Here is a 25,542-nt window from a genome sequence, read left to right on the forward strand (position 1 = left end):
ACTACAGCGCCTTACCGGGATTTCCACCCGGCGGTGGAGGTTTCACGCCGCGATGTGTTCGCGTGCCGCCAGCAGTCGCACGCAGGCACTGGCCGCCTCTTTGCCCTTGACCTTGAAATGCTCGAAGAAGAAGCGGTGATGGTCCGCGCTGTCATGGTAGTTGTGCGGCGTCAGCACCGCCGAAAGCACCGGCACGCCAGTCGACAATTGCACATTCATCATGCCGTCGATGACCGCGCTTGCAACAAACTCGTGCCGGTAGATGCCGCCATTGACGACGAACGCGGCGCCGAGGATAGCGGCATAGCGGCCGGTCACGGCAAGCGTCTTTGCATGCAGGGGAATCTCATAAGCGCCAGGCACATCGAAGACATCGACGGCAACGCGTTTCTCTCCGAGAACCGCCAGTTCCGCCTCGAATGCTTCAACGCATTGGTCGACGATATCGGCATGCCAACGCGCGCGAATGACGGCAACGCGGATCGTTTCATAGTCGTTGTGGGAATGCTGATTCATGGGTCCATCCTTCCGTTTCGAACCAGAATCAGGACGCACGATATGGAGTCCGAACCGCGAAAGCGGACCGTCTTCCATTTCGTTCTCTTCCATCCGGACTGTGACCGTCGGCTCCGGAATCACACCGGATCTGCTGACCCCTCCGGCTAACCGGAAAGCGCTCGCGGGCTTGGGCCGAGACCCTTACCGCCGGTGGGGACTTTCGCCCCGCCCTGAGAACATTGACGGCGTTTGTATGGAAGGACCGGAAAGCGCTGTCAACCACCGGCATCGTCATCGATGGCGCAGAAATAGCGATCCGTTTCGACCTGGTCACCGTTGAGGGCGAGGGAGGAGAGCGTCAAATGGCGATCACAGGTAAGGCAGGCAGCACCTTGTCCAAGGTGATGGGAAATTCACGCACTCGCACGCCGGCCGCGTTGTAAACGGCGTTGGCGACAGCAGCCCCCGCACCGCACACGCCGAGCTCGCCGAGACCCTTTGCGCCAAGCGGGTTGGCCTTGTCGTCGTCTTCCTCGAGGAAGGCGACCTCCATATCGGGGACATCGCCATTGACCGGCACATGATACTCGGCAAGATCGTGATTGACGAAGTGGCCGTAGCGCGGGTCGAGCACCGTCTGCTCCATCAGCGCTGCACCGATCCCCCAGGTCATGCCGCCGATGATTTGCGAGCGCGCGGTCTTGGCGTTGAGGATACGGCCCGCGCCGATCACAGCCAGCATCCGGCGCATGCGGATTTCACCGGTATCGCAATCGACAGCGACCTCTGCGAAATGCGCGCCATAGGAATGCTGCGAATAGGTCTTGTATGACTGGGTGGTGGCGCCCGCGGCTACGGAGCCTTCGGCTTCGAGCCCGTCGGGAGAGATCCCTCGGATAAGATCGGCCAGGCTCGCCGATCGCTGGCCGACCCTGACCTCGCCGTCGGCAAAGCTTGCCTCGGTGGCGTTCGCGCCGCGCAACGGCGAGGCTTCGTTCGACTGCGCCGCCTCCAGGATCTGTTTCTTGAGGATGTTGCACGCATCATGCAAGGCCGAACCCGCGCTTGCTGCGCCCCAGGATCCGCCGGAGCCGGCGGTACGCGGGAAGCGGCTGTCGCCGAGCTCCACCTTGACGGACGAGATCGGCAGGCCGAGGCTCTCGGCGGCAATCTGAGTCAGGATCGTATAGGTGCCGGTCCCAATATCGGTCATGTCGAGCCGCGCCGTCACCCGACCGTCCCGGTCGATCGCAACCCGCGCCGTCGCCGCGCCGATATAGTTCGGACGGATCGCCGCCGCCATGCCGTGGCCGATAAGCTTGCGGCCCTCCCGAGTTCGGCCCGGTGTCGGGTTTCTCCGCTCCCAGCCGAAACGGCGGGCGCCTTCCTCCATGCAGGCGACGAGATTGCGGGTGGAGAACGGCACGCCGCGCTCGGGATCCTGTGCCGGTTCGTTGCGGATCCTGAGTTCGATCGGGTCCAGACCGGCGCGCTCGGCGAGCTCATCCATGGCGCATTCGAAAGCCAGCATGCCGGGCGCTTCGCCGGGCGAGCGCATCCATTCGCCGCGGTTGATGTCCAGCGGAACCAGGCGATGGCGGGTGAGACGGTTCGGCGCCGCGTAGAGCGAGCGCGCAAAAACTGCCGTTTGTTCGCAGTACTCCTCGAAGCTGGACGTTGCCGACCAGACATCGTGCGCGATCCCGGTGAGCCGCCCGTCAGTGTCCGCGCCGAGACGTACCTGTTGGACCATCTCTGCGCGATGACCGGCATTGGCGAACATCTGTTGTCGCGTCAGCGCGATCTTCACGGGGCGCTGCAGCACCTGCGCTGCAAGTGCGGCCAGGATCGTGTCGGCATGGGCAATCAGCTTGGAGCCGAAGCCTCCGCCGATGAAGGGGCTGACGATGCGCACTCGCTCGAGCGGGATGCGAAGCGTGCTGGCGACCCCGGCCCGGAAGTTCGCGAGGGTCTGCGCCGATGTACGGATCGTCAGCTCGTTGCCTGACCAGGCAGCATGCGTCGCATGCGGCTCCATCGGATTGTGATGTTCGAAGGGGGTCCCGTAAGTGGAATCGATCTTGATCGGCGCCGTCGCAAAGGCGCGCTCGAAGTCGCCGACCACGCTGTCGGTCTCGAAGCCGGCATTGGTCCGCCTTGGCGCGTAGGCGTCGGCGATATGTCCCGGTAGATCGTAGAGGCCTGGCTCCTCGTCGTAGCGTACTCTGATGAGGCCCGCAGCAGCGCGTGCAGCCTCGAACGTCTCCGCAACGACCAGCGCGACCGGCTCGTCGTAATACCGTACCCGATCGCTGTTGAGCGCGGGCCGGGGGCGCGTGAAGACCTCCGGCACCGTTGGCGTGACCGTTGGGCCGAAATCCGGCTGGGCCGGCGCATTCCGGTGCGTCATGACGAGCAACACTGCCGGCGCCCGTTCGGCTTCGGTCGTGTCGATCTCGGCGATGCGGCCCTTGGCGACGGAGGCGCCGAGAATGTAGCCATAGGCTGTACCATCCAGCTTATTCTCGTAAGCGTATGTGGCGCCGCCCGTCACTTTGAGCGGACCGTCGATGCGGTCGATCGGCCGCCCGATGATGCCAGCATCGGCACGAGGTTTCACCCTTGAATGGGTGGCGGAGCCGGGCAGTCCGGGTATGGTCTCGTTCATAAGTCACCTAAAGATTTTTCATCTGGAGTTCGGAAACATCGAGGCCGCGACGACGCCGCTTCCTCGCACCTTTATGTTCGTCGCGCGGCGGCCGGAGCTCACGCGGCGATCTCGCCGAAATACTCGCGAAACTCGACCAGCCTCCCTGTTGGGCCGGCTCGCATGAAGATCGCATGCAGGCCAGTGTAGGGCGCGCCACCGATTGTCCCGCTCCCGCGATCGCAGACGATGACCCAGTCGGCGGCGAAGAGCTTGAGATCGACGGTCGATTTGGTGATCCTGTTCCCCAGCGCTTGGTGCGCGGCGGTCCAGGCTGCGAGTGCCCGTTTGCCCTCTGGCGGTCCGTGTCGGCCTCGTTGCTCGCCGACAGGGAATTGGAAGGTCATCGTCTCATCGCAACAGTCAAGGAATGCCGTCCAGTCGCCAGAGGCCCAGCCGGCAAAGAAGGCGTCTACGGCGGCCTCGAGGCCGTGACGAGCTCCCGGATCGGATGTGGCGCCCCAGGCTGTGGCGGCAGAGACGAGAAGGCCGCCACCCGCGGCGGCAACGGCGCGTCGCGTGAGTTTCATATCGATCTCCTGCTCGGCGCCTGCATCTGGGAACCGCGATTCGGGGTCGTCGTCTCTGTCATCGCATCACCTCATGCACTCTCGGCGGCAGCAGCGAGCGTGTGCCGCATCGTCCGTTTCGCCAGCGGGATCTTGAAATCATTGCCGCCATGCCCGACGGCTCCGGCGAGCGCGGCTTCGGCGGCGTCGCTAAAGGCGCCGTCGGATGCCGCCGCTCCTGCGAGCGTCCGCTCCGCCTCCGTCGCGCGCCATGGCTTGGCTGCCACGCCGCCCATGGCGATCCGAGTGCTTCGGATACGGTCGCCGCTTTTCTCGACGATTGCTGCCACCGACACCAGCGCGAAGGCGTAGGAAGCACGGTCGCGCACCTTGCGGTAAACCTGTCGGCCGGGTGGCGGCGGCGGCAGGGCAACCGCGACGACTATTTCGCCGTGGCCGAGCACGGTCTCCACCTGGGGCGTCGCCTCGGGCAACCGATGGAAATCGCCGATCGGGATCGTGCGGGTCTCGCCGCCGGGCGAGACGGTCTCAATCCTGGCGTCGAGCCCGGACATGGCGACCGCCATGTCGGAGGGATGGACCGCAATGCAGGCTTCGCTCGCGCCGAGTACGGCGTGCATGCGATTGAAGCCCTGAAGTGCCGCGCAGCCCGAACCCGGCTGGCGCTTGTTGCAGGGCATGTTGCGGTCGTAGAAATAGGGACAGCGCGTGCGCTGCAGGAGATTGCCGCTGGTCGAGGCCTTGTTGCGTATCTGTCCGGACGCTCCCGCCAGCAGCGCTTGCGTGAGCATCGGATAGCGCGACCTTACCCGCGGGTCGGCGGCAAGATCGCTATTGCGGACCTGGGCACCGATCCGAAGTCCGCCTTCCGCCGTCTCCTCGATCCGATCAAGCGGCAGCCGGCTGATGTCGACGAGATGCGCTGGGCGCTCGATCTCGAGCTTCATCAGGTCGAGCAGGTTGGTGCCGCCGCTGATGAACTTGGCGTCCGGCCGGGCCGCAACCGCGGCCGCCGCCTGCTCAGCACTCGCCGCACGTTCATAAGTGAAGGACTGCATTGCTCATGCCTCCTCTGCCGCGTCGCGGATTGCAGCGACAATGTTCGGATAGGCGGCGCAACGGCAGATGTTGCCGCTCATCCGCTCGCGGATCTCGGCATCGGTGAGAGCGACGGAAGCCGCTGCCACGTCGGCGCTCGCATGGCTTGGCCAGCCGGCCCGCGCCTCGCCCAGCATGCCAACCGCCGAGCAGATCTGGCCTGGCGTACAGTAGCCGCACTGGAAACCGTCGCGGGCGACGAAGGCGGCCTGGACCGGATGCAGCCGGTCACCCTCGGCAAGGCCCTCGACCGTGGTGATCTCGTCGCCTTCATGCATTGCGGCAAGCGTCAGGCAGGAATTGATCCGGCGCCCATCGACGAGCACCGTGCATGCGCCGCACTGGCCGTGGTCGCAGCCCTTCTTCGAGCCGGTGAGGCCGACATGGTTGCGCAGCGCGTCGAGCAGCGTCGTCCGCGGGTCGAGCTCGACGGCAAGATCCTTCGCGTTGATCCGTAACGACATCGTCATCGTCGGTAGCGGCGAGGACGATGCAGCCGCCGTGACGGTCTCGGCCGGCTCGGCGTCAACCGGTAGTCCGGTAGCCAGCAGCACCCCGGTCGCAACACCGCCTTCCAATACCATCCGACGCGTCGGCCCGCTCCTGTTGTCCGTTTTGGCCATGCATGATCTCCCAGCCGCAATGAGGCGCAGACGGCAACTTGACCCGAGAGAACCCTCGGGTTCTGTCACCCAACGACACTGGAGGTGGGAGTGCGGGCGGCGGCTTTCTTTCAAGAAACCGCCGGCACTATCAGGATTCTGGAGAAGAATTCACCCGATAGGCACGAGGCGTCATGCCCCTCAGACGTCGGAAGGTCGTGGTGAAGTGGCTCTGGCTTGAGAAGCCGAGCCGAAAGGCAATGACACCGATCGACAAACCCGTTTCGCGCAGTAGCGCCTCCGCTCGCCGCACCCGTTCCTCGATCACATAGGCGTAGGGTGCAAGGCCGGTCGTCGCCTTGAAGCGACGCGCAAAACTGTCGACGGCCATGCCCGCGGCGGCTGCCAGCTCACTTAGCGAAATGTCGGAATTCATATGCGCATCGATGTAATCCCGAACGCGACCAAGTGCCCGGCGGCTGAGACAGCCGTGACGTACAAACCGCGGTTGCTCCCGGCTCAGGTTGGCCACGCGGAGACTGACGAGGGCGACCAGATGCTCGACATAGGCAGTGTCTGGCTTGTGGCCGAGTGCCATCTCGTCACGAAGCGAACTCAAGAGCGTGGCGACGACCGCGTCTTTCTTGTTTACCAGTATAGGCAGGTTCCTCAGGCGTTCGCATCCGGGAAGCCCGATATCGGGATCGATCCACAGGGCTGAATAGGAGAGGTTTACATCGCGATAGAAGCCCTGTCGTTCCGCGCCTGCCGGGACGAAGGTGAGGGCTCCGGGACGGTCCATTCCGTCGTAAAGGGATCGTGCCTCGTGCCGGATGGATGTATGGGACGTGCCGCCTTCTTCGGTCAGCACGATCAGATGATGAGGGGCTGTCCAGCGGAGCTCCGCCTCCCGGCACGCCCACCGCCGGTTGTCGAAGACGATCGAGGAGCTGACCCATGACGCGGTTTGCAGGGGCTCCGACTTCTCGTCCTGGCTCCGAACCCGTCCGTCACCAAGCAACGGTCTGAATGACATCGCGGTATCCCGCTGGTTCACTCGCCGAGCCGTGGGCAGCCCGGCTTCGAGCGTTGGGCGCCGCCCCGCCGCTACGCATACGGCCGTCCATGTGGGACAGGCAACGGGCGTTTTTAACCGTGCCGTGTTCAAGAAATCGTGAGATCAGGCAAATCCGGAGCGCCCTCCCGGAAAAGCGGATCATCCGCGCTCGGGAAACATCGCCCTCAGACCTTCGCGCGAGGCCGTAGCGACACCGCGTTCGGTGATCAAGCCGGTGACCAGCCGCGCCGGCGTCACGTCGAAGGCCGGATTGGCCGCCGGCGTGGCTTCCGGGGATACGCGGACCTGGGCGATCTCGCCGGAAGCGGTCTTGCCCCAGACCAGTGAGACCTCGTCGGGCGAGCGCTGTTCGATCGGGATGTCGGCCAGCCCGTCGCCCACGGTCCAGTCGATCGTCGGCGACGGCAGCGCGACATAGAACGGCACGTCGTTGTCGGCGGCGGCCAGTGCCTTGAGATAGGTACCGATCTTGTTGCACACATCGCCGTCGGCGGTGGTCCTGTCGGTGCCGACGACGACCATGTCGATCTGGCCGCGCTGCATCAGATGGCCGCCGGCGTTGTCGACGATGAGCGTATGCGGCACGCCGTGGCCGGCCATCTCCCAGGCGGTCAATTGGGCACCCTGGTTGCGGGGTCGCGTTTCGTCGACATAGACATGGACTGGAATACCGGCTTCCGTCGCCAGATAGATCGGCGCGGTGGCGGTGCCGTAGTCGACGGTGGCCAGCCAGCCGGCATTGCAGTGGGTCAGGATATTGACTGGTTCGCCCGGCTGCTTGCGCGCCGCGATCGCCTTGATGATTTCGAGCCCATGGGCGCCGATGGCGCGGTTGAGGCCGACATCCTCGTCGGCGATCTCGCCGGCACGCCGATAGGCAGCCGCGGCACGTTCTGCCAGCGGAAGCGTCAGCAGGAAGCGCTGCATTTCGTTCAGCGCCCAGCGCAAATTGATCGCCGTCGGGCGCGTTTCGTGCAAGGTTGCCCAGACGGCGTCGAGTGCTGCATCCGACGGATCGTCGGCCATCTGCATGGCGACGCCATAGGCCGCGGTGACGCCGATCAGCGGCGCCCCGCGCACCCACATGTCGCGGATTGCCGTGGCGATGCCGGCGACGGTATCGATCTTTTCGATGCGGAAATCATGCGGCAGCCAGCGCTGGTCGATGATCTCCACCGAACGCCCGTCGTCACTCGGCCAGATGGTGCGGTAGTGGCGGTCGCCGACGTTCAAATCCTGCTCTCCCGTTCGATCAGCGCGGCCAACCGGTTGACCTCGTCGATGCTGTGGATCTGGCGCCGGTTGACGGCGAGGTGACGGCCGAATTTCAGCGCCTTTGCCTCACATCTGGCGCGCAGATCCGGATCGGCAATGGTCTCGAAATCGGCATTGTGGGCAAGGCCGAGAATTCGCCGGTGAACCTCGACGCCGGCGAAGCCGAGCAGATCGGTCCAGATCGACTGCAGCATGTGGTCGAGCGCCTGCTCGGCGCCAAGCCTGTCGCCCTGATCTTCGAACAGGCTCTTCTGGTAGAGCATGCCAGTACGCCCGGTTCGCCACAGATGCGAGAACTCGGCGCGAAACACCGACCATGTCTCGACCGTAACGCCGAGCAGATAGCCACGCATGGCGTCGCGGCTTCCGTCCTGTTCATGGCCACGCTGCGAGAAGAACGCCATCCAGAAATTGGCGAGCAGCATGCCGACGTCGAAGGCGATCGGCCCGTAGAAGGCGAATTCGGGGTCGATCATCCTCGTTTCGGTGTCGGTGACCATGATCGAGCCGGAATGCAGGTCGCCATGCAGCAGCGTCTCGGCATTGGCAGCGAAGATGTGCTTCATGCGCTGCGCCTCGACCTTGAGGTCGCGGTCGGCGCGCAGCTCGGCGACAATGCCGTCGAGCTGCGGGCTGGTGTGCCGGTTCATCTTGGCATCGAAATACGGATCCGAGAAAACCAGGTTCTCGGTGATGTCGCAGAGTTCGACATTGTCGGCGAACAGCGCCAGATCGGCCTTGCGGTCCTTGGTCGCCATATGCAGGTCGGAGCCGCGAAACAACGTGCGGGCCATGAACAAGCCGATGTCTGTCGCGATGTTGGGCAATTGCCGGCCTTCGATCAGCGCCCGCCGCAGGATAATGTGCGGCGACAGATACTCCATGATGATCAGCGCCTGGCCTTCGTCGAAGTGATAGATATCGGGCACCGAACCCGGCGCCCGCGCCTGTTGCCGCGTCAGCGCATGGTATTCGAAGAAGGAGCGTTTTAGCGGCAGCGGCCAGCTGTCGCCGACCAGCCGGACGTAGGGCAGGGCCTGCTTGACGACGGCCGCACCCTCAGCACCCTCGACGATGAACACCAGGTTCAGATTGCCGTCGCCGACTTCACGAACCTTCCACTGGCTCGTATCCTTGCCGATCTGCGAACACAGGGCCTCGTTGGCACCGAGACGGCCCGCCAGTGTCTCGACCGACAGTGCTTCGAACGGCGATTTCCCAGTCATCCTCACCTCCCGCTCATGTGCTCCGATGATAGCGGAGCCAACGCGGTCGGGCCAAGCTAGGAAGCCTGCTGGCAATTGTCAATCGTGTTGACAATTGCCGATATAGCCCATAGCGTCATGGTCAGGGAGGAGCGAATGGGCAATGATGCCGTGTTCCGCGTCGACGGCCTGAGGAAATCCTTTGGCCATATCGAGGTGCTTGGCGGCGTCTCGCTCGAATTGCGTGCCGGCGAAGTGACCGTGCTGATGGGCGCCAACGGCGCCGGCAAATCCACCCTCGTCAAGATCATCAGTGGTGTCTACGACCATGGCGGCGGCACGATGTCGCTTGCCGGTCACGTGTTCGACCCGAAAACGCCGGCGGAGGCGATCCGCGCCGGCGTCGTTACCGTCCACCAGAACATCAATGACGCTGTCGTCGCCGACCTCGACGTCGCCACCAACCTTACCCTCGACAGGTTGAGCGGCAGCGGCGTGCCGACCCTGTTCAATCCAGGCCGGGTGCGTCGCGAGGCAAAGGCGGTGGCCCACCGCATGGGACTGGCCATCGACCTCAAGGCCCGGATCAGCGATCTCTCTCTGGCCGACCGCCAGATGGTGGCGATCGCCCGCGCCATGGCGCATCGGCCGAAAGTGCTGATCCTCGACGAGCCGACCTCCTCGCTGTCCAGCGCCGAAGCCGACCGGCTATTCGCGCTGCTCGACCGGCTTCGCCAGCAAGGCGTGGCCATCCTCTACATCTCGCACCGTATGTCGGATATCAGACGGCTTGCCGATCGCATCATTTCGATGCGCGATGGGGTTATCTCAGGTATCTTCGACAAGAAGCCGCTGGATTACGAAGGTGCGGTCAACGCCATGCTCGGCCGCAAGATCCAGCTCGAGCGGATCGTCGCCAGGAATTCGGCCAAAGCAATTTTCACTGCCGACGCGCTGCGGATTGCTGAAGGCGCCAGGCCGATCTCGCTGACCCTCGGCGATGGCGAGGTCGTTGCCATCACCGGCCTTGTCGGTGTCGGCAAGACCGTGCTCGCCGAGACGCTGTTCGGCCTGCGCCAGCCGCTGGCCGGGACCATGGTGCTGAACGGGAAACCTTATGCTCCGGCATCGACCGGCGAAGCGATTGCCGCCGGTGTGTTTCTCGTCGCCAAGGACCGAGGCGAAAACGGCATCGTCGGCGACTTCAACATCCAGGAGAATATCAGCCTGCCGTTCCACAGCCGCATGTCGCGTCTCGGTGTTCTCAAACGCCGTATCGAACGCGCCATTGCCCGCCAGCAGATCCAGGAGCTCGGCATCGTCTGCCGCTCGGAGAGGGACGAGATGGCGTCGCTTTCCGGCGGCAATCAGCAGAAGGTGATGGTCGCCCGCTGGATGTCGCAGGCGGCAAGGCTTTTCATCCTCGACGAGCCCTTTCAGGGCGTCGACATTTCGGCTAGGCGCGACATCGCCGCCAAGCTGCGGGCCAGCGCCCACGGCCGCGCGACGCTGCTGTTCGTCACCGAACTCGACGAAGCCCTGGAGACGGCCGATCGCATCCTGGTGATGTCGGAGCAGACGATCGTCGGCGAGCACCGCAATACCGATGTCGATCTCGAGCGTCTGCTGGCCGAAGTGGCGGGCGGGCCGTTGCACAGCGCAGCCTGACGGCGGGATGACGATGAGAATTGGAATGGAGAGGGCATGAATTCGGGTTGGATAAAGACGGTGCCGGCGTGCGGGAGCGCTGAATGATCCTGCGCGACAATGCTATTCGCTACGGCTTCATCGTTCTGTTGTTCGGGCTGATCGGCTATTTCGCCGTCGCTGCCGATGGTTTCGTCTCGCCGCAAAGTGCTGTCTTCATCTTCCAGTCGGTCGCCATCACCGGCGTTCTGGCGCTCGGCGTCACCGCCACGCTGGTCGTCGGCGGCTTCGACCTGTCGATCGGCTCTGTCGCCACCAGCGCCATGATGGCGGCTGCCTATGTCATGGTGGTGCTGGGGCAGAACGCCGTCGTGGCGGTCGTCGTCTGTCTTGTGATCGGCGCCGTCGTCGGCCTGATCAATGGCTGGCTGATCGTCTATATGCGGGTTCCGGACCTTTTGGCGACGCTCGGCATGATGTTCCTGCTTGTCGGCCTGCAGCGCATCCCGACCGAAGGCCGTTCGATCGCCACCGGCATGACCATGCCCGACGGCTCGGTCGCCAACGGCAGCTTCGGCGCCGCGTTCCTGGCGCTTGGCCGCCATCGCTTCGATTTCTTCATCCCGAACCTCATTCCGGTGTCGGTCGTCGTTCTGCTCGTGCTGGCGGTGCTGATCTGGTTTTTTCTCGAATACACGCGTTTCGGGCGCATGATGTATGCGGTCGGCAGCAACGAACGCGCCGCAGAACTCGCCGGCGCGCCTGTCAAGGCATACAAAATCTGGGCCTACGTTATTTCGGGAGTTTTTGCCTCGATCGGCGGCATTTTGCTCGCTGCCCGGCTTGGACGCGGCGACATCGCCTCGGGTAATAATCTGTTGCTCGACGCGGTGGCTGCGGCACTCATCGGTTACGCGGTTCTCGGCGCCGCCAAGCCGAACGCCTTCGGCACGGCTGTCGGCGCGGTGTTTGTCGGCGTGCTGCTGCAAGGCCTGACGATGATGAACGCGCCTTACTACACGCAGGATTTCGTCAAGGGCGTGGTTCTCGTGGTCGCCCTTGTCTTTACCTTCGCCCTTTCCGGCAGGGGCAGGAGATAGGGTTCGACCGGGTCATATTTTGGGTTCAACAAGTGGAGGAAACGACGTGAACATCACAAGAAGGCTTTTGGGGAAGGCAGCGCTCGGGCTTGCCGGCGCAACATTGCTGATGCAGATGCCGGCAATAGCGCAGGACAGGCCGGCGCCGTTCGACAAGCCGGGTGCCGTCAAGATAGCGCTGGTCCGCTATCTCTCGACCGGCGACTTCTTCCAGGCCTACCTTTCCGGCGTCGAGGCGCAGGCCAAGGCGCTCGGTGTCGACCTGCGCGTGCTCGATAGCCGCCAGGACGCGGCGCTTCAGGCGGACATGGTCGACCAGGCTATCGCGCTCGGCGTCCAGGGCATCATCATCCAGCACGGACTGACGGAATCGATGAAGGACGCCGCCCAGCGTGCGGTCGACGCCGGCATCAAGGTTGTCGCCTTCGACGTCAATGTCGAAAACCCCAAGATCCCGCAGATCGAACAGTCCGACCGCGACCTCGCGCGCCTGGCGCTCGAACAGGCGGTCAAGGACAATGGCGAGAGCTGGAAGGCCGGCTATGTCTATGTCGCCGGCATCGCGCCGCTCGACCGCCGCAACGAGACCTGGGTCGAATTCAAGAAGAAATATTCGGGCATCAACGAAGCCGCCATGTTCGGCACGCTCGACAATCCGATCGCCAATTCGGTCGCCAACCAGGCCCGTTCGGTGCTATCGGCCCATCCCGACATCAAGGTGATGTTCGCGCCCTATGACGAATTCGCCAAGGGCGTGAAGATCGCGGTCGACGAGGCCGGGCTGAACAAGGACATCAAGATCTATTCGGCCGACATCTCGACCTCGGATATCGCCGCGATGCGCGAGCCGGACAGCGCCTGGGCGGCAACCGCCGCCACCAACCCGGCCGTCGTCGGCCAGGTCTCGGTGCGTGCGCTGGCGCAGCTCCTGGCCGGCGAGGATCCCGGCCACAACGTCATCGTGCCGCCGACGCTGATCACCCAGAAGGATCTGCTCGACAAGGACATCAAGAACATGGAGGACCTCTCGGCCAAGCTGCCGCAATTCGCCCATGCCGATGTCGCGATGCCGACCTGGATGCCGAACCCGAACGCGAAGTAGCGTTTCAAGCAAAAGGAAAGAGCGGACAAGGCTATAAGCCTTTGGCGGACATGTGGAACTAGACGCGTACTCGGAACCAAGAGCCGCCTGCTGCAGGGTGTTGCAGGCGGCTCTTCTTGTCTTGCCGAAGATGTTTTCACCGCGGGTTTGCCGGATTTAATTGTCGCCAGTTCCGATTTTGCAACGTTGCAAAAATCATGCGCGAAAGTATCGGTTTATCGGGAGTTTTGCGAAAGGCTGATGATGTCAGCGAATGAGATTGATGTTGAAGTCTTTAAGCAGATCGAACAGCAATTGCACTGGCCAGAGGTTCGTTCTTCCCGGGACGCCGTCTCCCCATTTTTGGGGGAAATTTCTTGGATTTTGGCAGTTCTGGCGGGTTTATGACAAAGCTGTAGTGATTGATTCTCTGTTCCAAGAAACGCACTCGGGCAGAGCCACTCTACCTGAAATCCGTGATTTCGCCGTCAAGCCCATCGCGGCGGATGCTGTCTTGGTTCTATATCGTAGTATCCGCCGATCAGATGGGGGGACGCCTGAGAGGAGGACTGTTCGGAGTTCGATCTGGAAGCTTTTTGATGGGCGATGGCAGATGCTCTTCCATCAAGGAACGATTGTTCCGTATGTGTCGTCAGTTTCGGATATTTGCGAACCTCGGAGAGGTAGCTTGTGAAGATTGAGGTTTTGACAGAGGCAACTCCGACCGTGACGGAAGCGATCTCCCAATTGGTGTCTCAACTATCAACGACGGCAGCCACCCCAACATTCGACAGCATCACTAGGGTCGTAAAATCGCCTGCTACTATTCTTCTCGTAGCCCGTTCGGAAGAGGGTGCCTACGTTGGCATGTTGACGCTCGTGCTCTTCGAAATCCCTACGGGGATCAGGGCTATAATTGAAGATGTCGTTGTTGACGCTGGTCATCGAGGTCAGGGCTTCGCGGAAGCCCTGACACGAGAAGCGCTGAGGCAGGCACAAGAGGCTGGCGCAAGAACAGTGGACTTAACTTCCCGCCCGTCGCGAAAGGCTGCCAACGCCTTATATCAGAAACTTGGTTTCGAGCGGCGGGAGAGCAACGTGTATCGCTTCTCGTTCCCTTTCCAGTCGCAGAATTCCTAAGTTTCGCGACAGCTTCGGCTATTCGTTGAACAGATCGGAATGGGAGCCGGTGCGAGCTAGCTGGAGTTCATCGCCGGCAACTCGGTAGATCAAGAGCCAGTCCGGTTCTATGTGAGCGTCACGAAAGCCTTTCCAATCGCCTTTCAGCGAGTGGTCCTTATAGCTCGCCGGTAGCTCATCTCCGGCGAGCAGGAGGCCTAGCAGTTCGCGCAACTTGCCAAGATCTTTGCCCCGCTTCTCCGCACGTTTCACGTCGCGACGGAATTGCCCAGAGCGAACGGGCGTCAGCACGTCACATTCCCAAATCCTTGAACAACTCATCGGCCGAGGCGAAAGGCTTGCCCTTGCCACGTTCCAATTCGGTCATGGCCTTTCGAGTCGTTGCGTTCGGCACTTTCACCGGGAAGGGAAATTCCTTGTCGGCGGCGACGCGGACCAGCAGCAGGCGAATGGCGTCGGAAACGGACAATCCCATTGCCGCCAAGGCCTCCGTTGCCTGATCCTTTGTCGCCGTATCGATCCGAGCGCGGACCACGGTATCCGTTGCCATGTTGTGACTCCTTAAGAGAGCCACAATGTAGCTACAAAATACCAATTACGCAAGTGTGATCCCCGATCGCGCCTACCTCAACGCCGCCGCGATGTTGCCGCCATCGACCGTCGTCACATCGGCGGTGGTCCGCTCGGCCAGCGCCTGATGCAGGAAGGCCTGGGCCACGTCTTCTGCCGTCACTTCCTGCCCGAGCAGGTTGCCCGACATGTACTCCTTCTCCGACACGCCGCGCGCGCCCGAGCGGCTGGCGATCATGGCGTCGGTCAACAGCCCCGAACGGATGCGGTCGGCGTTGACGGCATTGGAGCGGATGCCATGCGCGCCGTAGTCGAGGGCATATTGCCTGGACAAAAACAGCGTTGCCGCCTTGGGAATGCCATAGGCGCCGAATTTCGGCCCCGGATTGACCGCCTGCTTGGAGGTATTGAACAACAGCACGCCGCCGGTGCCCTGTTCCAGCATGATGCGCACGGCATTCTGCGCCGCCGACTGGTGGGCGAAGAAATTGAGTTCGAAACTCTTGCGCAAGGTGGCGTCGTCGAGCTCGCCGATCCGGCCCTCCCAGGCAGCACCGGCATTGGAGACGAGAATGTCGAGGCCGCCGTAGACGTCGACCGCTTTGTCGAAGGCGGCGCGCATCTGCACCGGATCGGTGATGTCGGCGCCAATGCCGATCGAATTGTTACCGGCCTTTTTTGCCGCCTCGGCAGCCCTTGACCCATCGAGATCGACGACGACGGCATGGGCACCGTTGTCGGCGAACAGCTTTGCCGTGGCAGCACCGATCGCGCCGGCGCCGCCGGTGACCAGCATCACCTGGCCGGTCAGCGGCTTCGGCTTGTTGGCGGCGAGCTTGGCCTGTTCCAGCGACCAGTATTCGAGCGGGAACAGGTCGGCTTTGGAGAGCGGGCGGAAATCGCCGACGGCTTCGGCGCCGCGTACCGCCTCGATCCACATTTCGCCGACGTCGGAGGCGATCTTCGCATCCTTGAGCGTGCGACCGTGGCCGAACATGCCGAGGCCGGGCACCAGCGTCAGCCGCGGCATCGGGTCGAGCATGGTGCGCTTCACGTCGTCGAGCGCATCATTGGTTTCGAAATAGGCGCGATAGTCCTTGGCGAATTTCTCGACATGCTGGCGGATGACGGATTTGTAGTCGCCGACCTTGTCCGCGTTGGGCGCCGGCAGTGCCATCGGTCCGGTCTTGATGCGGATCGACAGGTCGGGTGTCGACACGCCGCGTCCGGCATAGTCGGCAATTTTTGCCGAATTGGTGAAATCGACGATCGCATCCGAGGTGCGGAAATCGCTGATCATGCGGTCGAAGCGGCCTTCGCCGCGTGCCACCGCCGCTGCGCCGCGCAGCATCGGCGCAATCTCCGCGGGCTTCGCCAGCCTGGCCGGCAGTGCCACCTTTTCGGTGCGCGGCTTGCCGTTCCCAGCGATGAAATCCTCGGCGACGTTCACATAATGGATCATCCTGTCATAGGCCTGCCTGGCATCGTCGCCGAAGGTGAAGATGCCGTGCTTGTCGAGGATCAGGCCTTCGACCGTCGGATCGGCGTCGAATACATCGGCGGCCGCCTTGGCCAGATCGAAGCCCGGCATGATGTAAGGCACGAATCCCATTTTCTCGCCGAACACCTTCCGGCTCAGCGCCTCGCTGTCCTCCTGGTCGACGATGGCCAGGATCGCCGTCGAATGGGTGTGGTCGACGAATTTGTGCGGCAGGAAGGCGTGCAGCAGCGTCTCGACCGAAGGGTTGGGCGAGGACGGGTCGATGAGGTTCGCCCGCTGCAGCGCGACCATGTCCTCGTCGGAGAGCTTCTTGAGCGACCGCGCCTTCAACAGCGCGCCGAGCTTGACCGCCGGCAGGCCCTGCGGCTCGATGACGCCCATGTCCCAGCCGCTGCCCTTGACGCAGAGCACGTCCCATTCGTCGCCGACAAGGTCGGTGGCCTTGGTCTTGCACGATGTATTGCCGCCGCCATGGAGGACGAGCCGCGGCTCGCCGCCCAGCAGCCTGGTCGTATAGACGCGCAGCGCCAGGTCGCGGGCCACACCCTTCTTTGCATAGTCGGCGACCAGCTTCTCCGCCTCGCCGTCATTCCACAGGTTCTTCATGTCAGCTTCGTCCGATTTCTCTTTTGTTGTGAACAGGAATACCGCGACGCCTTGATGACAATGCGTCGGCGGCTCTAGGTATCAGGCGACCTCTTTTGCTGCTGCTCCGGCATGGTCGAGCAGCCGTCGCGCCATGCGCGCGCCTACGACCAGATGGGTGCAGAGCCCGCCGGCGATCGCCGCGACGAGCGGTTCGAACTTGCTGTCCTCCTGCACCACCACAAGGCGCTTTTCGATGCTGTGCAGCGATGACAGCTCTGCCGAAATCAGCCGGCGGTTGTAGCTGCAGTCGAGCGCCTGGCCTCGGGCGTCGATGATCTGCCCGGCAATGACGCCGGCCGCACCCGCCTTGCGCAATGCAGCCATTTCGCTCTCGGTCAGCGCGCCGCATTTGACCAGATGGCTGTCGGTGTCCACCGAGCCGACCGAATACAGCGCCAGGTCGCACTCACCGATGCCCGACAATTGCTCGCGGATCACCGGCTCGGCGCGCAGGCCGCGTGCCAGTTCTTCCGTCGTCAGAACCAGCGGCGCGTAGAAGTTCAGTCCCTTGGCGTTGAGCCGGCGCGCGATTTCCATGGTGCACTGGTCCGGCCGGTACGAATAGGGGGCGCCCAGATTGCCGCAGAGCTGCACCACGGTGACGTCCTGCAGATCGGCATAGGACATGATGTCGGCGATGGTGTAGATGGTCCGCCCCCAGGCGACGCCGATACGGTCGCCCTTCCTGACCAGCTCGAGAAAGACGCTTGCCGCCAGCACCGCGATGTCGGTCGAGGGGTCGGCGACATAGCCGTTTTCCGGCGCGATCCAGACCGCGTCGAGCTTCAGCGCGTCTTCCAGCTTGCGCGCCAGCACGTCGTCGGTGAAAAGCTGGGTCGAGGTCGAGATGTTGACGATGCCGGTCTCGCGCGCCTTGCGCAGATACATCGCCACCGAGGCACGGGAAATCTTGAGCTGGCTGGCCACCTGGTCCTGGCGCAGGCCGTGTGCATAGTAAAGCCAGGCGGCCTTGTGGATAAGCTGTTCTGCCGGTCGGATCGCCATGCCATCTCCTCGCTGACATTATTCACGGCTCTCGACAAAAGTCAAACCTTAGGCTGCGCACCTGATCCGACACCTGGCGTTCCGGATGTCAGTAATTGCGCATTTATTGTTATCTCGGTACAATAAACCGATCAGGAGGTCCGACAATGAACGTATCATTGGGAGAGCGTTGGGAAACCTTTGTTTCCAACATCGTCAAGTGCGGCCGCTACGGTTCTGCCAGCGAAGTCGTGCGCGAGGGCCTGCGCCTTGTCGAAGAGCGCGAGGAAAAGCTGAAGGCGCTCCGTGCCATGGTGGACAAGTCGTTTGCTGAAGGCGGCGAAGCCACCGAGCAGGATATTGACGCCGCCTTGGAAGCCAAGGCCAAGCAACTCGCAAGGGAAGGCTTTTAGGAGTGCCACGGCTGCGCATGCTGCCGTCGGCACAAGCAGATTTGGTCAATATCCTTGAATACCTCACTCGTGAAAGCGGCAGCCTGTTTATTGGCGGGCGTTTTGTGGATGCTCTGCGCCAGAAATGCCGTGATCTGGCGAGCTTGCCGGCGACGATTGGTCGTGCTCGTCCCGAACTCCGGCCGGACGTCCGAAGTTTCGCTTTCAGGGGATACGTGATTTTCTTCCGCTATAATGGCGACTTTTTCGAAGTGGCGAATATCGTGGAAGGGCATCGGGACATCGACGCTTTGTGGCCGGAGGGTGAGGGCGGGGAGGGGCGTCCCAAGTAATGGGCGAAGTGTCTGATGGCGGTGCACGAATCCAGTACGCGCTCAGGATCTGGTGGTAAGAAGGCTCGACCAGACATTGCGGAGGACGGGATGGGCAATCCCTACGAACAGGATCTCGACAGGAATCCGGCCAACCACCAGCCGCTGACGCCGCTCACCTATTTTGAGCGGGCGGCAAAAACCTTTCCCGACCAGACCGCCATCATCCATGGCCGCCAACGCACGACCTATCGCGATTTCTGTAAGCGCTCGCTGAGGCTTGCCTCGGCGCTGGCGAAGCGCGGTATCGGCAAGGGCGACACCGTCACCGTCATGCTGTCGAACACACCGCCGATGCTGGAAGCGCATTTCGGCGTGCCGATGACCAGGGCGGTGCTGCATTCGCTCAACACTCGCCTCGACGCCGCCGTCATTGCCTTCCAGCTCGATCACGCCGAAAGCAAGGTGCTGATCGTCGACCGCGAATTCGCCGGCGTGGTTCGGCAAGCGCTGACGCTGGCCAAGGTCAGGCCGCTGCTGATCGATTACGACGATCCCGACTATGCCGCCGATGCGCCCTATGCCAAGGGCGAGCGGATCGGCACGCTGGACTACGAGGCGTTTGTCGCCGACGGCGACGAGGATTTCGCCTGGTCGATGCCGGACGATGAATGGGATGCCATTTCGCTCAACTACACCTCCGGCACGACAGGCAATCCGAAGGGCGTCGTCTGTCACCACCGCGGCGCGGCACTGATGGCCTATGCCAACACCATCCATGCCGGGATGGGCAAGCACCCGGTCTATCTGTGGACGCTGCCGATGTTCCACTGCAACGGCTGGTGCTTTCCCTGGACGCTTGCCGTGCAGGCCGGCACGCATGTCTGCCTGCGCTGGGTGCGGCCGAAGCCGATCTACGACGCCATCGCCGATCACGGCGTCACCCATCTGTGCGGTGCACCCATCGTCATGTCGGTGCTGATCAACGCCTTGGACGAGGACAAGCGGCAATTCCCGCAGACCGTCACCTTCAACACCGCCGCGGCGCCGCCGCCTGAGGCGGTGCTGTCGGGCATGGCCGATGCGGGCTTTGCCGTCACCCATCTCTACGGCCTGACCGAAACCTATGGCCCGGCCGTCGTCAACGAATGGCATGGCGAGTGGGACCTGCTGGAGAAAGGGGCGAGGGCGGCGAAGAAGGCCAGGCAAGGCGTACGCTATGCCGCGCTCGAAGGCCTGACGGTGATGGACCCGCAGACGATGCAAGAGACGCCGGCCAACGGCGAGACGATCGGCGAGGTGATGTTCCGCGGCAACATCGTCATGAAAGGCTATCTCAAGAACCGCAAGGCGAGCGACGAGGCCTTTGCCGGCGGCTGGTTCCATTCGGGCGACCTCGGCGTCATGCACCCGGACGGGTACATCCAGCTCAAGGACCGTTCCAAGGACATCATCATCTCCGGCGGCGAAAACATCTCCTCGATCGAGGTCGAGGAGGCGCTGTACAAGCATCCCGCCGTCGCTTCTTGCGGCGTTGTCGCCCGATCCGACGACAAATGGGGCGAGGTGCCGGTCGCCTATGTCGAGCTGAAGCCGGGCAAGGCGGCGACCGAGGCGGAGGTAATCGAGCACTGCCGCGCGCTGCTCGCCCGCTTCAAGGTGCCGAAAGCGGTGATCTTCGCGGAAATCCCGAAGACTTCGACGGGCAAGATCCAGAAGTTCCGGCTGCGGGAGATGGCAAAGCAGCCTTAGGGCCTGATCCGAAAACGGAACCGATTTCGGAAAGCATCTTTTCAAGATCCTTCGCAAAAACACGGGGCGGCGTTGCAGGCGCGCCCGGCGGAAACCACATGCGTTTCATGGGCCAACTCCGTCCAGGGATGTCACCATTTGTCATCAGCAGCCAAAATCGTGCCTTGACAGGTGATGGTTTTCAATTTACGAGTGACGAAATTCTAAATTCGTCAGTCGTAAATTTGGCCAACGAGATGCTTGAAACCCTAGACACAGCCGCCGATTCCGCCCGCCAGGAAAATGTCACGCGCATCCTGGATTGCGCGGAGCGATTGTTTCGCCACTACGGCTACGGCAAGACCAACGTCGCCGACATAGCGCGCGAACTCGGCATGTCGACCGCCAACATCTACCGCTTCTTCGCCTCCAAGGTGGAAATCCATCAGGCGGTTTGCGGCCGTATGCTCGAGACCTGCTACCGGTTGAGCTACGAAGCCTGCCATGGTTCCGGCACCGCCAGCGAGAAGCTCCGCCGCTATGTGCATACGCACTATCAGTGGACGCTGGAAACCATGATCGACCAGGAGAAGGTGCACGAGATGGTCATCGTCGCCATCGAGCGCGACTGGCACGTCATCGAAAAGCACATCGACAGCATCCATGAACTGGTCGCGGAAGTGATCCGCGAGGGAATCGCTACCGGCGAGTTCATCGATCAGGATCCGGTGATCGCTTCCCGGTGTTTCGGCGCTGCCATTATCAGCCTCTCTCATCCGCAGATAATGGCCCAGTGCCTCGCCAAGAAGAACCGGGCGACGCCGGACGAGCTTACCGAGTTTGCCATCAGAGCCTTGAAGAAATGACCATTGCCGCCCGTCGGGCGGTGATGTCGGCAATTCATCTCCACAGTTCGGGAGTACGAAAAGTGTCTTTGTCCAAGTCCATCACCTACAGGCGACCGGCCGCCGGCCTGGCACTGATTGTCGTTGCCGCTCTCGGCCTCGCCGGCTGCTCGCAAGAGAAAGCCGAGGTCAAGGAGATCATCCGCCCGGTCAAGGTGGTCGAGATCGCCAAGGCGAGCGATACCCGTCAGCTTTCCTATTCCGGATCGGTGCGCGCCCGCACCGAGATGAATCTCGGCTTTCGCATCAACGGCAAGATCACCGAGCGCCTTGTCGACATCGGTGACCGCGTCAAGCCGGGTGACGTTCTCGCCCGCGTCGATCCCACCGACTACGAGCTCTCGGTGAGAAGCTCTCAGGCCAGCCTCGATGCTGCGGACCGTCAGGTCGAGACAGTCGAGCTTACGCGCAAGCGGGCCGAACAGCTCTACGCCAAGAATTTCGCGCCGAAGTCGCAGCTCGAGCAGGCGACGCTCGCCTATAATCAGGCGGTCGCCACGCGAGACTCCGCCCGCTCGCAGCTTGCCCAGGCACAGAACCAGGTCCGCTATACCGATCTCAAGGCGGACAAGAACGGCATCGTCACTGCCGTTGCCGCCGATGTCGGCCAGGTTGTCGGCTCCGGCACGCCGGTGGTGACCGTTGCCATCGACGGCGAGAAGGAAGTCCTGATCGCTGTTCCGGAAACTGATATTGCCGAATTCAAGCCGGGCAAGACCGTCAAGGCTGGCTTCTGGTCCGATGAGGCGCTGACGCTCGACGGCAAGGTCCGCGAAGTCGCCGGCAGCGCCGATCCGCAGTCGCGCACCTTTGCCGTTCGCGTCAGCCTGCCCAACGATCCTCGCGTGCTGCTAGGCATGACCGCCTCCATCGAAGCCGCGGTGGACAACCGGCAGCAGCTGGTGTCGATCCCGCTGGCCGCGTTGGCGCAGAAGGACAGCCAATCGATCGTCTGGACAGTCGACCGCAACGGCGGGACCGTCCATGCGCATCCGGTCAAGGTCGCCGCCTTCACCCCCGACGGCGTCAGCGTCGCCGATGGGCTGAAGCCGGGCGACGTCGTCGTCGCCGCCGGCACGCAGTTCATGACCGAGAATCTGAAAGTCAAGCTGACCGGTGATGCAGCGCAACAGTCGGCGTCGGCCGATGACGCTGCAAGGCGCTTGCGCTGACGGCCAGGCAATTCACGGTTTCCGGGCGGCAGGCGCCCCCGATTTTCGAGATCTCAGGTCGATGTAACCCCCACGTCGATCCTCGCGTCCCACCGCGATGTAGATCTCTCAACTCGGAAAGCCACGCCGCCCGGAAGCCCACATCGGAAGTTCCTTGGGCATGCGAAAGCGCGTGCTCTGTTGATCAAATTGAAACGGACTGACGCCGATGACCATCGACACCAATGAAAAGCGGTCTTTCAATCTTTCGCGCTGGGCAATCGGCCATCCGAGCATTGCCCGCTTCCTGTTCGGGCTGATCATCGTCGCCGGTGCACTCGGCCTGATGCGCATGGGCCAGAAGGAAGACCCCGATTTCACCTTCCGCGTCATGGTCGTCCAGGCGATCTGGCCAGGCTCCTCGATCAAGGAGATGGAGGACCAGGTGGTCAACAAGATCGAGCGCAAGCTGCAGGAAACGCCGCACCTCGATTTCGTCCGCTCCTACACCCGCGCCGGCAGCGCCATCATCACCTTGCAGGTCAAGGGCGACACCAATCCGGCGCAGGTCGCCGATGCTTTCTATCAGGTGCGCAAGAAGGTCGGCGATATCGCCAATGAGCTGCCGCAGGGGCTGCTCGGGCCTTACTTCAATGACGAATTCGGCGACACGTTCATCACCCTGCATTCGATCAGCGGCGACGGCTACAGCTATCCCGAGCTGAAGAAATTCGCCATCCAGGCGCGTGACATGCTGCTGACGACGCCCGGTGTCGAGAAGGCCGTGATCATCGGTGACCAGCCGGAAAAGCTCTACATCGACGTTTCATCCAAGGTGCTTGCCGAACGCGGCCTGACGTTGACCGACCTGCAGAATGCGATCCAAGGCCAGAACAATGTCGACCCGGCAGGTTCGGTCGACACCGGCCAGCGTTCGGTGCGCATTTCGGTTGAGGGCGATGTCACCAGGGCGGCCGACATCCGCGAGCTTCGCCTGCGCGCCGGCAACCAGGTGACGCGCCTCGGCGACATCGCCACCGTGACCTCCGGCCTCGAGGATCCGTACCAGCGCAAATACCGTTTCAACGGTCACGACAGCGTCCAGCTCGGCGTCGTAATGGCCAAGGGCTTCAACGTCACCGACGTCGGCAAGGACGTCGAAGCGACCTATAAGCGCTTCGAAGAGGCGCTGCCCTATGGCGTTTCGGTCGATCAGATTTCCGACCAGCCGCATGTCGTGAAGGAGGCTGTGAGCGAGTTCATGGAAGCGCTCGGCGAAGCGCTGCTGATCGTGCTTTTCGTATCGTTCCTGTCGATCGGCTGGCGCTCGGGCCTGGTGATCGCGATCGTCATTCCGCTGGTCCTGGCCGCCACGTTCGCCATCATGTACGAGCTCGGCATCGACCTGCAGCGCATTTCGCTCGGCGCGCTGATCATCGCCCTTGGCCTCCTGGTCGACGACGCGATGATCGTCGTCGAAATGATGGAGCGAAAGCTCGAGGAAGGCTTGGTCAAGGTCGAGGCGGCGAGCTTCGCCTATTCCTCGACCGCCTTCCCGATGCTGACCGGCACGCTGATCACCACGGCCGGCTTCATCCCCGTCGGTTTCGCGGCCTCGACCGCCGGCGAATATGTGCGCACCCTGTTTTACGTCGTCGGCATCGCGCTGGTCGTGTCCTGGTTCGCGGCGGTCTATTTCACGCCATGGCTCGGCCACATGATCCTGAAGCAGCGCAAGCACGCCGGCAACCATCACGATGTCTTCGACACGCGCTTCTACCGCCGTCTTCGCTCGACCGTTGCATGGGCGGTGCGCCACCGCATCATCGTCCTGGTGATGACGCTGATGACGTTTGCCACCAGCCTGTGGGCGTTCCAGTTCATCCCGCAGAATTTCTTCCCGCAATCGTCGCGCCCGGAAATCCTTGTCGACCTCTGGCTGCCGGAAGGCACCAGCATCAAGGAAGTCGAGACCCAGGCCAAGGCGCTCGAAGCCAGGATGATGGACGACAAGGACAAGCGCTTCATCGCCACCTATGTCGGCGAAGGCGCGCCGCGCTTCTTCCTGCCGCTCGACCAGCAGCTTCGCAACCCGAATTTCGCCCAGCTTCTGGTGATGGCCAATGACGAACCGGCCCGCGAGCGGCTGATTGTCAAGCTGCGCACCATCCTGGCCAATGATTTCCCATCGATCCGCGCCAAGGTCGACCGCCTGTTCCTTGGTCCGCCGACCGGCTGGCCGGTGCAGATGCGCGTCATGGGTCCGGATCGCCAGGAGGTGCGCCGCATCGCCGACGAGGTGAAGGCGAAGTTCCAGGCAAATCCGCTGCTCGGCGCCATCCACGACGACTGGCTGGAGCCGGTGCCGACGATGAAGCTGGTGATCGACCAGGATCGCGCCCGTGCGCTCGGCGTCACCTCGCAGCGCATCCGCCAGACGCTGCAGGCGGCCATGTCGGGAGCGCCGCTCGATGACTTCCGCGACGGCGAGGAGACGGTTTCGATCGTCGCCCGTGAGCCGGAGGCAAGCCGTCACCTGCTGTCGGCGGTCGACTCCGTCTACATCCCGACCGATTTCGGCGGCTCCGTGCCGCTGTCGCAGGTCGCCAAGGTGGTCCCGGTGCTGGAGCAAGGCGTCGAATGGCGGCGCGACCGCTTGCCGACCATCAGCGTACGCGCCACGCTTCCGGACGGCGTGCAGCCGAACGATGTCGCCATGAAGATGTACAGCGACATGCAGGGCCTGCGCGCCAGCCTCGCACCCGGCTACAAGATCGAGATCCAGGGCGGCGCCGAGGATGCGGCCGAAAGCCAGGCCTCGATTGCGGCGAAAGCGCCGATCATGCTGGCCGTCATCGTCGTGCTGCTGATGATCCAGCTGCAGCATTTCGGCAAGGCCATGCTGGTGCTGGCGACCGGTCCGCTCGGCATCATCGGCGCGGCGGCGGCACTTTTGATCAGCGGCGCGCCGTTCGGCTTCGTCGCCATCCTCGGTGTCATCGCCCTGCTCGGCATCATCATGCGCAACTCGATCATCCTGGTCGATCAGATCGACCAGGACATCGCCGCCGGCGTGGAGCGTTCCGAGGCCATCATCGGCTCGGCGGTGCGCCGGTTCCGGCCGATCGTGCTGACGGCGCTGACGGCGGTGCTGGCGCTGATCCCGATCTCGCGTGGCGTCTTCTGGGGGCCGCTCGCCTACGCCATGATGGGCGGCATTCTCGTCGCCACGGTGCTGACCATCCTTGTCCTGCCGGCAGCCTATGCGCTGTTCTTCGGCAGGGAGCCCAAGAAGGTGGTGGAGCAGCCGGCCGAGACGGAAGAAAAGAACGAAAGGCCGCAACTGGCCCTGGCGGCCGAATAGCGG

At 62.9% G+C, this 25,542-nt stretch carries 24 protein-coding genes and 1 riboswitch; of the genes, 12 read left to right on the forward strand and 12 right to left on the reverse strand.

Annotated elements, in window-relative coordinates:
• Nucleotides 1-42: 42 nt before the first annotated feature.
• The 8 genes from NKJ15_RS06890 to mtnK all read right to left on the reverse strand — a co-directional run bounded on the left by NKJ15_RS06890 (nt 43) and on the right by mtnK (nt 9,014).
• Nucleotides 43-516, reverse strand: a complete 474-nt coding sequence (locus NKJ15_RS06890) for a 6,7-dimethyl-8-ribityllumazine synthase (RefSeq protein WP_352681001.1) — start codon at nt 514-516, stop codon at nt 43-45.
• A gap of 77 nt (nt 517-593) precedes the next feature.
• A riboswitch (FMN riboswitch) is annotated at nt 594-740 on the reverse strand.
• A gap of 116 nt (nt 741-856) precedes the next feature.
• Nucleotides 857-3,166 (reverse strand): xanthine dehydrogenase family protein molybdopterin-binding subunit, encoded by a 2,310-nt coding sequence (locus NKJ15_RS06895; RefSeq protein WP_352472275.1) that lies wholly within the window; start codon nt 3,164-3,166, stop codon nt 857-859.
• A 98-nt stretch (nt 3,167-3,264) separates the two neighbouring features.
• The gene (locus NKJ15_RS06900; RefSeq protein ID WP_352472276.1) at nt 3,265-3,735 is read right to left on the reverse strand and encodes a nuclear transport factor 2 family protein; all 471 of its coding nucleotides are present in this window, start codon (nt 3,733-3,735) and stop codon (nt 3,265-3,267) included.
• 71 nt (nt 3,736-3,806) lie between these two features.
• Nucleotides 3,807-4,793: an FAD binding domain-containing protein gene (locus NKJ15_RS06905; RefSeq protein ID WP_352681004.1), complete on the reverse strand. Its 987-nt coding sequence runs from the start codon at nt 4,791-4,793 to the stop codon at nt 3,807-3,809.
• 3 nt (nt 4,794-4,796) lie between these two features.
• Entirely contained in the window at nt 4,797-5,456 is a 660-nt protein-coding gene (locus NKJ15_RS06910; protein WP_352681006.1) for a 2Fe-2S iron-sulfur cluster-binding protein, read from the reverse strand.
• Nucleotides 5,457-5,586: 130 nt separating this feature from the next.
• A complete protein-coding gene (locus NKJ15_RS06915; RefSeq protein ID WP_031211585.1) occupies nt 5,587-6,471 on the reverse strand; it encodes a helix-turn-helix domain-containing protein in 885 nt (294 codons plus the stop codon).
• A gap of 180 nt (nt 6,472-6,651) precedes the next feature.
• Entirely contained in the window at nt 6,652-7,746 is a 1,095-nt protein-coding gene (gene mtnA, locus NKJ15_RS06920; RefSeq protein ID WP_352542227.1) for an S-methyl-5-thioribose-1-phosphate isomerase, read from the reverse strand.
• A complete protein-coding gene (gene mtnK, locus NKJ15_RS06925) occupies nt 7,743-9,014 on the reverse strand; it encodes an S-methyl-5-thioribose kinase (RefSeq protein ID WP_352814666.1) in 1,272 nt (423 codons plus the stop codon). The genes mtnA and mtnK overlap by 4 nt, the downstream gene beginning before the upstream one ends.
• Before the next feature lie 135 nt (nt 9,015-9,149).
• Here mtnK and NKJ15_RS06930 point away from each other — a divergent pair, with 135 nt between their 5' ends.
• The 6 genes from NKJ15_RS06930 (at nt 9,150) to NKJ15_RS06955 (ending at nt 13,961) form a co-directional block, all read left to right on the forward strand.
• Nucleotides 9,150-10,661, forward strand: coding sequence for a sugar ABC transporter ATP-binding protein (locus NKJ15_RS06930; protein WP_352768535.1), 1,512 nt, complete (start codon nt 9,150-9,152; stop codon nt 10,659-10,661).
• 83 nt (nt 10,662-10,744) lie between these two features.
• Nucleotides 10,745-11,740, forward strand: a complete 996-nt coding sequence (locus NKJ15_RS06935; protein WP_352472281.1) for an ABC transporter permease — start codon at nt 10,745-10,747, stop codon at nt 11,738-11,740.
• Between the two features lie 46 nt (nt 11,741-11,786).
• Nucleotides 11,787-12,842, forward strand: a complete 1,056-nt coding sequence (locus NKJ15_RS06940; protein ID WP_352472282.1) for a substrate-binding domain-containing protein — start codon at nt 11,787-11,789, stop codon at nt 12,840-12,842.
• Between the two features lie 240 nt (nt 12,843-13,082).
• On the forward strand, nt 13,083-13,229 hold the full coding sequence (locus tag NKJ15_RS06945) for a hypothetical protein (RefSeq protein ID WP_352472319.1): 147 nt from the start codon (nt 13,083-13,085) through the stop codon (nt 13,227-13,229).
• Between the two features lie 10 nt (nt 13,230-13,239).
• On the forward strand, nt 13,240-13,515 hold the full coding sequence (locus NKJ15_RS06950; protein ID WP_352768540.1) for a DUF4440 domain-containing protein: 276 nt from the start codon (nt 13,240-13,242) through the stop codon (nt 13,513-13,515).
• Nucleotides 13,512-13,961, forward strand: a complete 450-nt coding sequence (locus tag NKJ15_RS06955; RefSeq protein ID WP_352472283.1) for a GNAT family N-acetyltransferase — start codon at nt 13,512-13,514, stop codon at nt 13,959-13,961. The genes NKJ15_RS06950 and NKJ15_RS06955 overlap by 4 nt, the downstream gene beginning before the upstream one ends.
• A gap of 18 nt (nt 13,962-13,979) precedes the next feature.
• Here the strand turns inward: NKJ15_RS06955 and NKJ15_RS06960 are convergent, their stop codons facing one another.
• From NKJ15_RS06960 to NKJ15_RS06975, 4 genes are all read right to left on the reverse strand, one after another.
• Nucleotides 13,980-14,252 carry a type II toxin-antitoxin system YafQ family toxin gene (locus NKJ15_RS06960; RefSeq protein WP_352502059.1) on the reverse strand — a complete coding sequence of 91 codons (273 nt, stop codon included), beginning with the start codon at nt 14,250-14,252 and terminating at the stop codon, nt 13,980-13,982.
• 1 nt (nt 14,253) lies between these two features.
• Entirely contained in the window at nt 14,254-14,511 is a 258-nt protein-coding gene (locus NKJ15_RS06965; RefSeq protein ID WP_352472285.1) for a type II toxin-antitoxin system RelB/DinJ family antitoxin, read from the reverse strand.
• Nucleotides 14,512-14,583: 72 nt separating this feature from the next.
• Nucleotides 14,584-16,638 carry a bifunctional aldolase/short-chain dehydrogenase gene (locus NKJ15_RS06970; protein ID WP_352768544.1) on the reverse strand — a complete coding sequence of 685 codons (2,055 nt, stop codon included), beginning with the start codon at nt 16,636-16,638 and terminating at the stop codon, nt 14,584-14,586.
• A gap of 81 nt (nt 16,639-16,719) precedes the next feature.
• On the reverse strand, nt 16,720-17,685 hold the full coding sequence (locus NKJ15_RS06975) for a sugar-binding transcriptional regulator (protein WP_352612273.1): 966 nt from the start codon (nt 17,683-17,685) through the stop codon (nt 16,720-16,722).
• Nucleotides 17,686-17,831: 146 nt separating this feature from the next.
• On the opposite strand from NKJ15_RS06975, the gene NKJ15_RS06980 reads away from it, so the two are divergent.
• From NKJ15_RS06980 to NKJ15_RS07005, 6 genes are all read left to right on the forward strand, one after another.
• Nucleotides 17,832-18,077 carry a type II toxin-antitoxin system ParD family antitoxin gene (locus NKJ15_RS06980; protein WP_352612275.1) on the forward strand — a complete coding sequence of 82 codons (246 nt, stop codon included), beginning with the start codon at nt 17,832-17,834 and terminating at the stop codon, nt 18,075-18,077.
• A 2-nt stretch (nt 18,078-18,079) separates the two neighbouring features.
• Nucleotides 18,080-18,409 (forward strand): type II toxin-antitoxin system RelE/ParE family toxin, encoded by a 330-nt coding sequence (locus NKJ15_RS06985; protein WP_352814670.1) that lies wholly within the window; start codon nt 18,080-18,082, stop codon nt 18,407-18,409.
• Nucleotides 18,410-18,499: 90 nt separating this feature from the next.
• Entirely contained in the window at nt 18,500-20,140 is a 1,641-nt protein-coding gene (locus NKJ15_RS06990) for an acyl-CoA synthetase (RefSeq protein ID WP_352814672.1), read from the forward strand.
• Between the two features lie 236 nt (nt 20,141-20,376).
• Nucleotides 20,377-20,985 (forward strand): TetR/AcrR family transcriptional regulator, encoded by a 609-nt coding sequence (locus NKJ15_RS06995; protein ID WP_352681212.1) that lies wholly within the window; start codon nt 20,377-20,379, stop codon nt 20,983-20,985.
• Nucleotides 20,986-21,047: 62 nt separating this feature from the next.
• Nucleotides 21,048-22,196 (forward strand): efflux RND transporter periplasmic adaptor subunit, encoded by a 1,149-nt coding sequence (locus tag NKJ15_RS07000; protein WP_352768476.1) that lies wholly within the window; start codon nt 21,048-21,050, stop codon nt 22,194-22,196.
• Nucleotides 22,197-22,404: 208 nt separating this feature from the next.
• Nucleotides 22,405-25,539 carry an efflux RND transporter permease subunit gene (locus tag NKJ15_RS07005; protein ID WP_352472294.1) on the forward strand — a complete coding sequence of 1,045 codons (3,135 nt, stop codon included), beginning with the start codon at nt 22,405-22,407 and terminating at the stop codon, nt 25,537-25,539.
• The last annotated feature ends 3 nt before the right edge of the window (nt 25,540-25,542 follow it).

Source organism: Mesorhizobium sp. M0207, from assembly GCF_040321995.1.
In the GTDB taxonomy this organism is placed as follows: domain Bacteria; phylum Pseudomonadota; class Alphaproteobacteria; order Rhizobiales; family Rhizobiaceae; genus Mesorhizobium.

Bases quoted from the DNA above. Each gene is read 5' to 3' on its own strand.
- NKJ15_RS06935 (WP_352472281.1), top strand. From the start codon at position 10,745: ATGATCCTGCGCGACAATGCTATTCGCTACGGCTTCATCGTTCTGTTG.
- NKJ15_RS06900 (WP_352472276.1), bottom strand. From the start codon at position 3,735: ATGAAACTCACGCGACGCGCCGTTGCCGCCGCGGGTGGCGGCCTTCTC.
- NKJ15_RS06895 (WP_352472275.1), bottom strand. From the start codon at position 3,166: ATGAACGAGACCATACCCGGACTGCCCGGCTCCGCCACCCATTCAAGG.
- NKJ15_RS06910 (WP_352681006.1), bottom strand. From the start codon at position 5,456: ATGGCCAAAACGGACAACAGGAGCGGGCCGACGCGTCGGATGGTATTG.
- NKJ15_RS06915 (WP_031211585.1), bottom strand. From the start codon at position 6,471: ATGTCATTCAGACCGTTGCTTGGTGACGGACGGGTTCGGAGCCAGGAC.
- NKJ15_RS06995 (WP_352681212.1), top strand. From the start codon at position 20,377: ATGCTTGAAACCCTAGACACAGCCGCCGATTCCGCCCGCCAGGAAAAT.
- NKJ15_RS07005 (WP_352472294.1), top strand. From the start codon at position 22,405: ATGACCATCGACACCAATGAAAAGCGGTCTTTCAATCTTTCGCGCTGG.
- NKJ15_RS06890 (WP_352681001.1), bottom strand. From the start codon at position 516: ATGAATCAGCATTCCCACAACGACTATGAAACGATCCGCGTTGCCGTC.
- NKJ15_RS06975 (WP_352612273.1), bottom strand. From the start codon at position 17,685: ATGGCGATCCGACCGGCAGAACAGCTTATCCACAAGGCCGCCTGGCTT.
- NKJ15_RS06930 (WP_352768535.1), top strand. From the start codon at position 9,150: ATGGGCAATGATGCCGTGTTCCGCGTCGACGGCCTGAGGAAATCCTTT.
- NKJ15_RS06905 (WP_352681004.1), bottom strand. From the start codon at position 4,793: ATGCAGTCCTTCACTTATGAACGTGCGGCGAGTGCTGAGCAGGCGGCG.
- NKJ15_RS06990 (WP_352814672.1), top strand. From the start codon at position 18,500: ATGGGCAATCCCTACGAACAGGATCTCGACAGGAATCCGGCCAACCAC.
- mtnK (WP_352814666.1), bottom strand. From the start codon at position 9,014: ATGACTGGGAAATCGCCGTTCGAAGCACTGTCGGTCGAGACACTGGCG.
- NKJ15_RS06965 (WP_352472285.1), bottom strand. From the start codon at position 14,511: ATGGCAACGGATACCGTGGTCCGCGCTCGGATCGATACGGCGACAAAG.
- NKJ15_RS06945 (WP_352472319.1), top strand. From the start codon at position 13,083: ATGATGTCAGCGAATGAGATTGATGTTGAAGTCTTTAAGCAGATCGAA.
- NKJ15_RS06970 (WP_352768544.1), bottom strand. From the start codon at position 16,638: ATGAAGAACCTGTGGAATGACGGCGAGGCGGAGAAGCTGGTCGCCGAC.
- NKJ15_RS06980 (WP_352612275.1), top strand. From the start codon at position 17,832: ATGAACGTATCATTGGGAGAGCGTTGGGAAACCTTTGTTTCCAACATC.